Source organism: Sulfuricurvum sp., from assembly GCF_028712165.1.
Classification (GTDB): domain Bacteria; phylum Campylobacterota; class Campylobacteria; order Campylobacterales; family Sulfurimonadaceae; genus Sulfuricurvum.
On sequence record NZ_JAQTQR010000035.1, the window covers coordinates 19975 to 28416 of the forward strand.

Annotated in this window: 6 protein-coding genes and 1 tRNA gene; all 7 read left to right on the forward strand. The window is 43.3% G+C overall.

Going from position 1 to position 8442, the window contains the following annotated elements:
• The first annotated feature begins 125 nt into the window (after positions 1 to 125).
• The 7 genes from purD (at position 126) to PHP90_RS07705 (ending at position 8197) form a co-directional block, all read left to right on the forward strand.
• Positions 126 to 1394 (forward strand): phosphoribosylamine--glycine ligase, encoded by a 1269-nt coding sequence (purD, locus tag PHP90_RS07675; RefSeq protein ID WP_299927731.1) that lies wholly within the window; start codon positions 126 to 128, stop codon positions 1392 to 1394.
• A complete protein-coding gene (locus PHP90_RS07680; protein WP_299927734.1) occupies positions 1394 to 1843 on the forward strand; it encodes an RDD family protein in 450 nt (149 codons plus the stop codon). Before purD ends, PHP90_RS07680 begins: the two co-directional genes overlap by 1 nt.
• Entirely contained in the window at positions 1836 to 3971 is a 2136-nt protein-coding gene (locus PHP90_RS07685; RefSeq protein WP_299927737.1) for an LPS-assembly protein LptD, read from the forward strand. Before PHP90_RS07680 ends, PHP90_RS07685 begins: the two co-directional genes overlap by 8 nt.
• Positions 3972 to 3983: 12 nt before the next feature.
• On the forward strand, positions 3984 to 5396 hold the full coding sequence (locus tag PHP90_RS07690; protein ID WP_299927740.1) for an MlaD family protein: 1413 nt from the start codon (positions 3984 to 3986) through the stop codon (positions 5394 to 5396).
• Between the two features lie 15 nt (positions 5397 to 5411).
• The gene (locus tag PHP90_RS07695) at positions 5412 to 7589 is read left to right on the forward strand and encodes a polyribonucleotide nucleotidyltransferase (RefSeq protein ID WP_299927744.1); all 2178 of its coding nucleotides are present in this window, start codon (positions 5412 to 5414) and stop codon (positions 7587 to 7589) included.
• Between the two features lie 93 nt (positions 7590 to 7682).
• Positions 7683 to 8060 carry a F0F1 ATP synthase subunit C gene (locus PHP90_RS07700; RefSeq protein WP_299927747.1) on the forward strand — a complete coding sequence of 126 codons (378 nt, stop codon included), beginning with the start codon at positions 7683 to 7685 and terminating at the stop codon, positions 8058 to 8060.
• Between the two features lie 52 nt (positions 8061 to 8112).
• Positions 8113 to 8197 (forward strand) — tRNA-Leu (locus tag PHP90_RS07705).
• Positions 8198 to 8442 lie beyond the last annotated feature (245 nt).

The window sequence follows — 8442 nt, forward strand, 5'->3', positions numbered from 1 at the left end:
TCGAGTGGCTTTATTCGGCTTTGAGAACCGAAGCTACTGCGAAACGCCCGCCCGGGCTTTTACTTTATTTGAGAGGCGTTAACGTCTTTCAGATAAGATAATTAAAATTTTTCTCAAGGTGATCTATGCGAGTAATGGTAATCGGAAGCGGCGGACGCGAATTTTCGATCGGGAGAGTTTTGAAAGAAGATGCAGCGGTTAGTGCACTCTACTTTGCTCCGGGCAACGGTGCTACAACAATGCTGGGCGAAAACGTTGCTATTAAAGATTATGAGGAATTGGCGAACTTTGCAGTAGAAAATAAAATTGATCTCACCATCGTAGGGCCGGAAGGGCCTCTCAGTGATGGTGTCGTCGATGTATTTAAAGCCAAAGGGTTGGTTATTTTCGGTCCTTCAAAAGCAGCGGCACAGTTAGAGGGTTCAAAAGTTTATATGAAAAACTTTTTGGCCAAATACACTATCCCGACTGCCCGCTATATAGAAACGGATCATATCGGAGATGCATTTAAATTTATCGAATCACTTACTCCGCCGATCGTAGTAAAAGCAGACGGTTTATGTGCCGGTAAAGGGGTCATCATCGCGATGAGCCATGAAGAGGCAAAAGTTGCCGTTTCAGAAATGCTCAGCGGTAAATCGTTCGGGGATGCCGGCAAACGGGTTGTTGTCGAAGAATTTTTGGACGGATACGAACTCTCCATGTTTGCACTGTGTGACGGAAAAGACTTCATCCTTCTCCCTGCGGCTCAGGATCACAAACGTCTTTTAGATAACGATGAAGGCCCCAATACGGGCGGAATGGGAGCCTATGCTCCGACACCGCTTGTAGATGATGTCATCTATGAAAAAGTAAAAGAACGTATTGTTCGACCGACTCTTAAAGGGATGCAGGAAGAGGGAGCTCCATTTGAGGGGGTTCTCTTTATCGGTCTTATGATTGTTAACGGCGAGCCGATTACGCTGGAATTTAATGTCCGTTTCGGAGATCCGGAATGTGAAATTTTGATGCCGCTTTTGAAAACGCCTGCCAGTGAACTTTTTTACAAAGCCGCTACAAAACAGCTCGATACCCTGCATGTAGAGTTTCATAACAAATATGCAGTGGGCGTTGTCATGGCCAGCCGAAATTATCCGTATGACAACTCGGAACCTGCCGAAATCATCGTAGACGTGATTCATCATGATGAGATTGCCCAAAATACCCATATCGCGTACGCAGGAGTGATTGAGGAAGAGGGTAAACTTTATGCTTCCGGAGGACGTGTTCTGGTATGTGTCGGGGTAGGAGAGAGTATCAAGCAAGCACGTGACCGTGCTTATATGCTGTGCGGTCAAGTCCATTTTGCCGGCAAAAAACTCCGTACCGATATTGCATATCAAGCACTGCGATAATGGATGAGCAACTCGATACGCTGATTCAGCGTGAACACCTTGAACTTGCTTCTATACGTCAACGTGCAGCAGCGTTCGGGATTGACGAAGTACTCCTTTCCGTATTGCTGATGATCATTTTATGGGACACAATCTCTAAGGCACAAACGCTTGAAGCGATGATTTCTGTGACCAATAGCTTTCTTCTCGAATACATGAGTATTAAAATCATTTATCAAACCTTTTTTACGATGCAATACGGCGGTACTATCGGCAAGATTATTATGAAAATTCGTGTGATTGAGATTGCAACCCTCTCTAACCCAGGGTTTCTCAGCTCCTTTAATCGCAGTGTTTTTCGGGTGATCAGCGAAGCCCTTTTCTATTTAGGGTTTGTGTGGGCGATTTTGGATCCTTATCGACGCAGCTGGCATGACCGCACAGCACGTACATTGGTGATAAATGCGTAAATTTTATTGGATCAGTCTGATTGCATCGACCGTTTTATTAGGGGATGAACGCGTTGAACTCTATGGAACGACGGCTGATACAAACGGATCGATCGCAACCGTGAGCGGAAACCCGGTCGTATTATATAAAGACCAGATTTTAAGTGCCGAGACATTTACCTATGATCGTAATACCAGTATTATCGAAGCCAAAGGTTCGGTAAATATCTTCAAGGCAAATCAATTTCATGCGATAAGTGACTATTCGCGAGTCGATCTGGCAAATGATACGCGTTACTCAAAACCTTATTATATGTTTGATCAAGAGAGCGGTTTATGGATCAATACAGCAGAAGCACAAACGTGTAAAAATGAGATCGATTTGGCAAGCGGAGCAGTTTCCGGATGCGATTCACATGACCCACTATGGAAAATACGTTTTAGCAGTGCCGACTATAATACCGACACGATGTGGGTGAACCTTTATAATGCCCGCTTGGTAATTAATGATTTACCGGTTTTTTATCTCCCGTATTTTGGATATCCTACCGATAAAACGCGACGCAGCGGATTATTGATCCCGACATTCGGATGGTCTAACACGCAAGGGTTTCATTACGAGCAGCCGATCTATTTTGCACCGCAAAACTGGTGGGATGCAGAGTTGCGTCCTCAAATTTGGACAACACGAGGGGAGGGGATGTACGGCGATATCCGTTTTGTGGATACCCCATCTTCCCAAGGATCGATTACAGCCGGTTATTTTAAAGAACAAAGCAAGTACGCTTCTGAGTATGATTTAGCCAATCTGAAACATTACGGTTATGGGATTAAGTATCAGCACAAAGCCCCATTACGAGAATGGTTTGATTCAAAGTTAGAAGGAGAGTCGGGAATTTATGTTAACGGTTCGTGGATGAACGATGTCGACTATTTGAATCTTCAACACAGCGATGAGACACTCAATACGACCGCCAATCAGATAATGTCTCGACTCAATGCCTATTACAGCAGTGAAGACAATTATTATGGAATGTATATCAAACATTACCAGTATTTGGATAAAGCGAGCAACGCGCAAACAATCCAAACTCTTCCGAGCCTCCATTATCACCGATATCTGGAGAGTTTTTTTGCCGATCACCTTCTTATTAACGCGGATGCAACAGCAACTAATTTTTATCGTCCTGGAGGTAAAAACGCAGTGCAAGGCGATTTTACTATACCAATGACGCTCCAAACAGCCTTGTTTGATGAATATCTCGATCTCAGTTATACCGCGACGGCCACTTCTAAAGTGATCGGTTTTTACGGTAATGAACTTCCAGGAGAGACAGGAAACCTGTACAATCAGGGTTTATATGCATCCCTTGATCATACCGTTTCTCTCTCTTCGACTTTGATTCACCCGTATGACACAATGACCCATGTGATCACCCCTTCTGTCAGCTACAAAGCATCCGGAAACCGGTATTATCACGGATATTATGATACCTATCATGCAAATGAAGAGTGTATTGTAGGAAGTACAAATCCGGCGTGCGAATTTTACACGCTAAATGAACCGAGCGATACCCTATCTGTTGGATTAAACAACTATCTTTTTGAGGGGAACAAGCAGCTTTTTGTCGATAGATTGTCCCAAAATTTTCGTTATGACAAGCAAGGAAACTATTATGGAGAGTTGCAAAACGAGTTGGAATGGGAGATAAGCAGTGCCGTTTCTTATTACAATCAAACTGCTTTCAACCATGATCGTAATCGTATCACGAAAGAACAAAACACACTTCGCTATAATGACGGAATTGTAACAGCAGGTGTGAGCCACTATTATTCAGATGAACTGCGTAATAATAGCCCTATATATGCAAGCTATTGGACGGCGGATGCTGCATATCAATACAATCAGGATTATCGGATTTTTGGTCTTATAGCGTACGACTACCACGAAAACTTGCTCAAGCGTAGCGAAATCGGGTTTTTACATACGCGGCGATGCCTAGATTTCGGTATTCGATATGTTCAAAATCGACGTCCTCTTTTGACTAATGCAAATGGAGTTGATTCTGTGGATGATTCGTATATTTTTATTACCATTATTCTCAAACCCATCGGCGGGTCTGAATTTAATTACAAACTAACCAATTAAAGAGGGTAGAGTATGAAACTGGAAGCAAAAATCGGTCTCTTTGTCGTTATGGCTTTGGGTGCATTGTTGATTCTCTCAACTCAAGTAACATCACTGGGCAAATGGGGAAGTAAGGGCTATACCATTGAAGCTTATGTGGAAGATGCATCCGGTATCGAAAAGCATACGCACGTATTAATGAACGGGGTAACAGTCGGGGATGTAGAGAAAATTACGATAGAAGGGAAGCAGGTAAAGCTAACGCTTCTGATTGATGAGGGGATAAAAATTCCGGATGATTCATCGGTAATTGTTACACAAGAATCGCTATTAGGTTCTAAAGTTATTAATATTATCGTAGGCGATTCTGCAGGAATACTCGGTGCCGGAGGAACACTTGCCCAAAGCAAGCGCTATGCTTCGTTTGATCAGACGAGTGATTCCGTCAATGCCGCCGCAAAAGAGTTGGAACTTCTTCTGCATGATTTAAGAGGGACTTTGGATGATGAACATCGTAAAGCGATTCAGGATGCGATTATCGCGTTCCGCAATGTTGGGACAAACCTTAATGGTGTAATTGTTGATAATCGCGATGATCTGCATGACGCAATCGCCAATTTCAGAGCAATGAGTGCCGGATTTGCAACGACTGCCGATACGGTGAATAAAGATTTGCCTAATATTATGGCACGTATCGATTCATTGACGACACGGATGGACAATATCAGTGGTGCACTCGAACACAAACTTCCGGATGCTGTAGATAAATTTTCATCGATTGAAGACAATGTTAGTGCTATTCTGGTAGAAAATCGGACATCTCTTAAAGATACGATTACATCTGCAGGAGAGTTTTTCAAAGGCGGTCAGGAAGCATTTAATAAAGTCGATGCCATGTTGGGAAGCTTTACATCTAGCGAATTACAGGTGGCAATGCATACCGATTACATGATGCGTGATCAATACGGCAAAATTTATTTAGGGGTCAACTACCTGCCTAATCCTGAAACCTATTATATGTTTGATTTGATCAGCACCGATGATTATTCAATAACTTCTAATAGAGCTTTGGGCAATCCGACGCTGCATGAAAAAGGGAAAACCTATTATTCAGCTCAATACGGGAAACGTTTCGATAATACATTGCTTCGTTTCGGGGCGATTGAATCGACCGGTGGTGTCGGAGTCGATTATTTTATGAATCATGACAAATTGAAATTTACCGCCGAAGCATTTGATTTTAATGCAATCAATGACTTCCGATCTACAAATGCGCATCTTAAAGCACAGGTTCGGTATCAGATGTTGAAGCATCTTGAGCTGTATGGCGGATGGGATAATTTCCTCAATCCGGGTTCACAAAATGTTTATTTGGGTCTTGGCCTCCGATTTATCGATAACGATTTGAAATACGTTATCGGCGGTGCCTCTTCAATGAAACGATAAAAAAATGGAGAAATAATGAAATACAATGTAGAACTTGACTTACGTAACAAAAAAGAAGGATACGCATTTGGTCAAGTAGCAGCACAAGCCAACGGAGCTGCGTGGCTTAAATGCGGAGATACCGTTATTCTGGCAACCGTTGTTATTGATGAAACTGATTTTGTGGATGAAGATTTTTTACCGCTTACCGTACAATACATCGAGAAAAGTTATGCTGCAGGGAAATTTCCGGGCGGGTTCATTAAGCGGGAAACAAAACCGAGTGATTTTGAAACATTGACTTCACGTATTGTCGACCGGTCATTGCGTCCGCTGTTCCCAAAAGGATTTGCAAATCCGATCCAAATCACCATTATGGTACTCAGTGCCGATCGTGAAGCGGATTTACAAGTTTTGGCACTCAATGCCGCTTCTGCAGCATTGTACGTATCAGACGTTGATATTTTTAACTCGGTCAGTGCCGTTCGAGTAGGGAAAATTGACGATGAGATCGTGTTTAATCCTACAAGAAGCCAATTAGAGAACAGTACACTTGATTTGTATTTGGCCGGAAGTAAAGACGATATGTTAATGATCGAGATGCAAGCACTCGGTACAGATGAGATGGAAATTATTGATATCGGAATGATCGATCCAATGGTGGATCCCGTTATGGGCTCATCTGCAATTGCGGTTCGTAAGAGCAATGCACTTCCTGAAGATGAGTTGATCAGAGTCCTCTCTCAGGCTCAAGAGGCTCTTTTTGAAGCGAACAGCGCATACGAAAATGCATTTAAACCGTTTGCAAGTGAACCGTTTGAACTTCAATACGTTATCAGTGAAATCAATGCTGAAATGGTTGAATTTGTTCGTACTCATCACACAGATGATATTAAACGCGGAATCAGCCAAATGGCAAAAACAGAGCGTTCAACCGCTTTGAGAACCATCCGTAAAGCAATTTTGAAAGAGATGCCTGATTGGAATGAACATGAGCTTAAAAAGGCGATTGAATCGGTAAAACGCACCATGGTTCGATCCCAAATCTTGGATGAAAAAGTGCGTGCGGACGGACGGGGACTTTCTGAAGTACGCCCGATTAAAATTGAGACAAACGTATTGCCGAGTGCTCATGCATCGGCACTCTTTACGCGTGGTCAGACACAGGCATTGGTCGTGTTAACTCTGGGTGGATCCAAAGATGCCCAAATGTATGAAAATCTCACGGACAGCGGAACCCAGAATGAAGCTTTCATGGTTCACTACAATTTTCCGGGATTCAGCGTCGGTGAGCCTTCCCCTATCGGAGCACCGCGCCGACGAGAACTCGGACATGGTAATCTTGCGAAACGGGCTTTAGAAGGGGTATGTGTCAGCAACGGTCAAACGGTTCGTTTGGTATCAGAAATTCTTGAATCCAACGGTTCTTCGTCTATGGCGACGGTGTGCGGCGGTTATATGGCACTTCGTGCCGGAGATATCGAGATGGCAGACCCGATTGCCGGAGTAGCAATGGGGATGGTAGCAGAAGGGGATCGACACGCGATTTTGACCGATATTATGGGGTTGGAAGATCATGACGGTGATTTGGATTTCAAAGTAGCCGGTTCAAAAGAGGGCATCACTGCAATGCAGATGGACATTAAACTCGGCGGTATCCGTTTGGATGTACTGAAAGAGGCTCTTTACCAGGCTAAAGAGGCTCGTGCTCATATCATTGATATCATGATGAGCAGCGAAGATCAAATCGAACTTAATGAAGGGACACTTCCAAGTACCGATCTTTTCCATATCGATCCGAGTTTCATCGGTGATATTATCGGACAAGCAGGTAAAACGATTCGTGAGATCATCGAACGTTTTGATGTGACGATTGATATCGACAAGAAAAAAGGCGCTGTTAAACTCACCGGTAAAAATCGTGACGGACTTCGTGGAGCGCGCGATCATATCGAAGGGATAGTGAGCGGCGCAACTGCGGTTGAAAAAGTGGAATACAAAGTGGGTGATATCGTCAATGGAAAAGTGAAAAAAATCGTCGACTTCGGTGCCTTTATTGAACTTCCAGGCGGTATAGACGGATTGATCCATATTTCCAAACTATCCGATGGGCATATCAGCCGAGTCAGTGATGTGCTGAAAGAAGGGGATGAATTGATGGTAGAAGTCGTCGAATTCAAAGGAAATAAGATCGGATTAGGGCGAGCTAAGTAATTTTTTAGCTCATCCTCACTATACTTCCAGCCACAAAGTGATAAGTAGGGACACTATCCGAACGGACTTTGATATTATTCACGGAGATTACTCATGAAAAAAGTATTTTTTCTTTTGCTTGCTCTTGTAGCATCTGTATTCGGTGCTGACGAAGCTGCAGCAGTTGTTGAAGCTGCTGTTGACGCTGCACCTGCTGCTGCTGCTGCATCTGCAGACGTTGCTAACCAAACATTGAAAGCGTATTCTATGATCGCTGCCGGTGTTGGTCTTGGTTTGGCTGCTCTTGGTGGAGCTATCGGTATGGGTAGCACAGCTGCTGCAACTATCGCTGGTACAGCTCGTAACCCGGGTCTTGGCGGTAAATTGATGACTACTATGTTCATCGCTCTTGCAATGATCGAAGCACAAGTTATTTATACACTTGTTATCGCTCTTATCGCTCTTTACGCTAACCCATATTTGGCTGCGTAAGGCTCACACTTTTCTTCTGATCAGCTTCGGCTGATCATCTTCTTTATATAACGCGGACGTGGTGGAACGGTAGACACACTACCTTGAGGTGGTAGCGCATTACGTGTGTGGGGGTTCAAATCCCCCCGTCCGCACCATCTTTTTCTTAAAAACTTCTAATTTAGAAACTTATATTTATTCTAATAGCTCAAGCAATTGTTTTTACATCATATAATGGCATCATTTAAAAATATTAACAAAAAGTGCACCTAAAAGAATGCTATTTAATTCCTATGCTTTTATATTTGCATTTTTGCCCGTGATGCTTATCGGGTATTTTTGGCTACTGCGACAACGGCTTATAATGGGTTCGAAAATATGGCTGGTTGGAGGGAGCTTGTTT

What these genes read in the sequence shown, in the direction of transcription:
- purD (WP_299927731.1), top strand. Translation starts at nt 126, where the DNA reads ATGCGAGTAATGGTAATCGGAAGCGGCGGACGCGAATTTTCGATCGGG.
- PHP90_RS07700 (WP_299927747.1), top strand. Translation starts at nt 7,683, where the DNA reads ATGAAAAAAGTATTTTTTCTTTTGCTTGCTCTTGTAGCATCTGTATTC.
- PHP90_RS07680 (WP_299927734.1), top strand. Translation starts at nt 1,394, where the DNA reads ATGGATGAGCAACTCGATACGCTGATTCAGCGTGAACACCTTGAACTT.
- PHP90_RS07695 (WP_299927744.1), top strand. Translation starts at nt 5,412, where the DNA reads ATGAAATACAATGTAGAACTTGACTTACGTAACAAAAAAGAAGGATAC.
- PHP90_RS07690 (WP_299927740.1), top strand. Translation starts at nt 3,984, where the DNA reads ATGAAACTGGAAGCAAAAATCGGTCTCTTTGTCGTTATGGCTTTGGGT.
- PHP90_RS07685 (WP_299927737.1), top strand. Translation starts at nt 1,836, where the DNA reads ATGCGTAAATTTTATTGGATCAGTCTGATTGCATCGACCGTTTTATTA.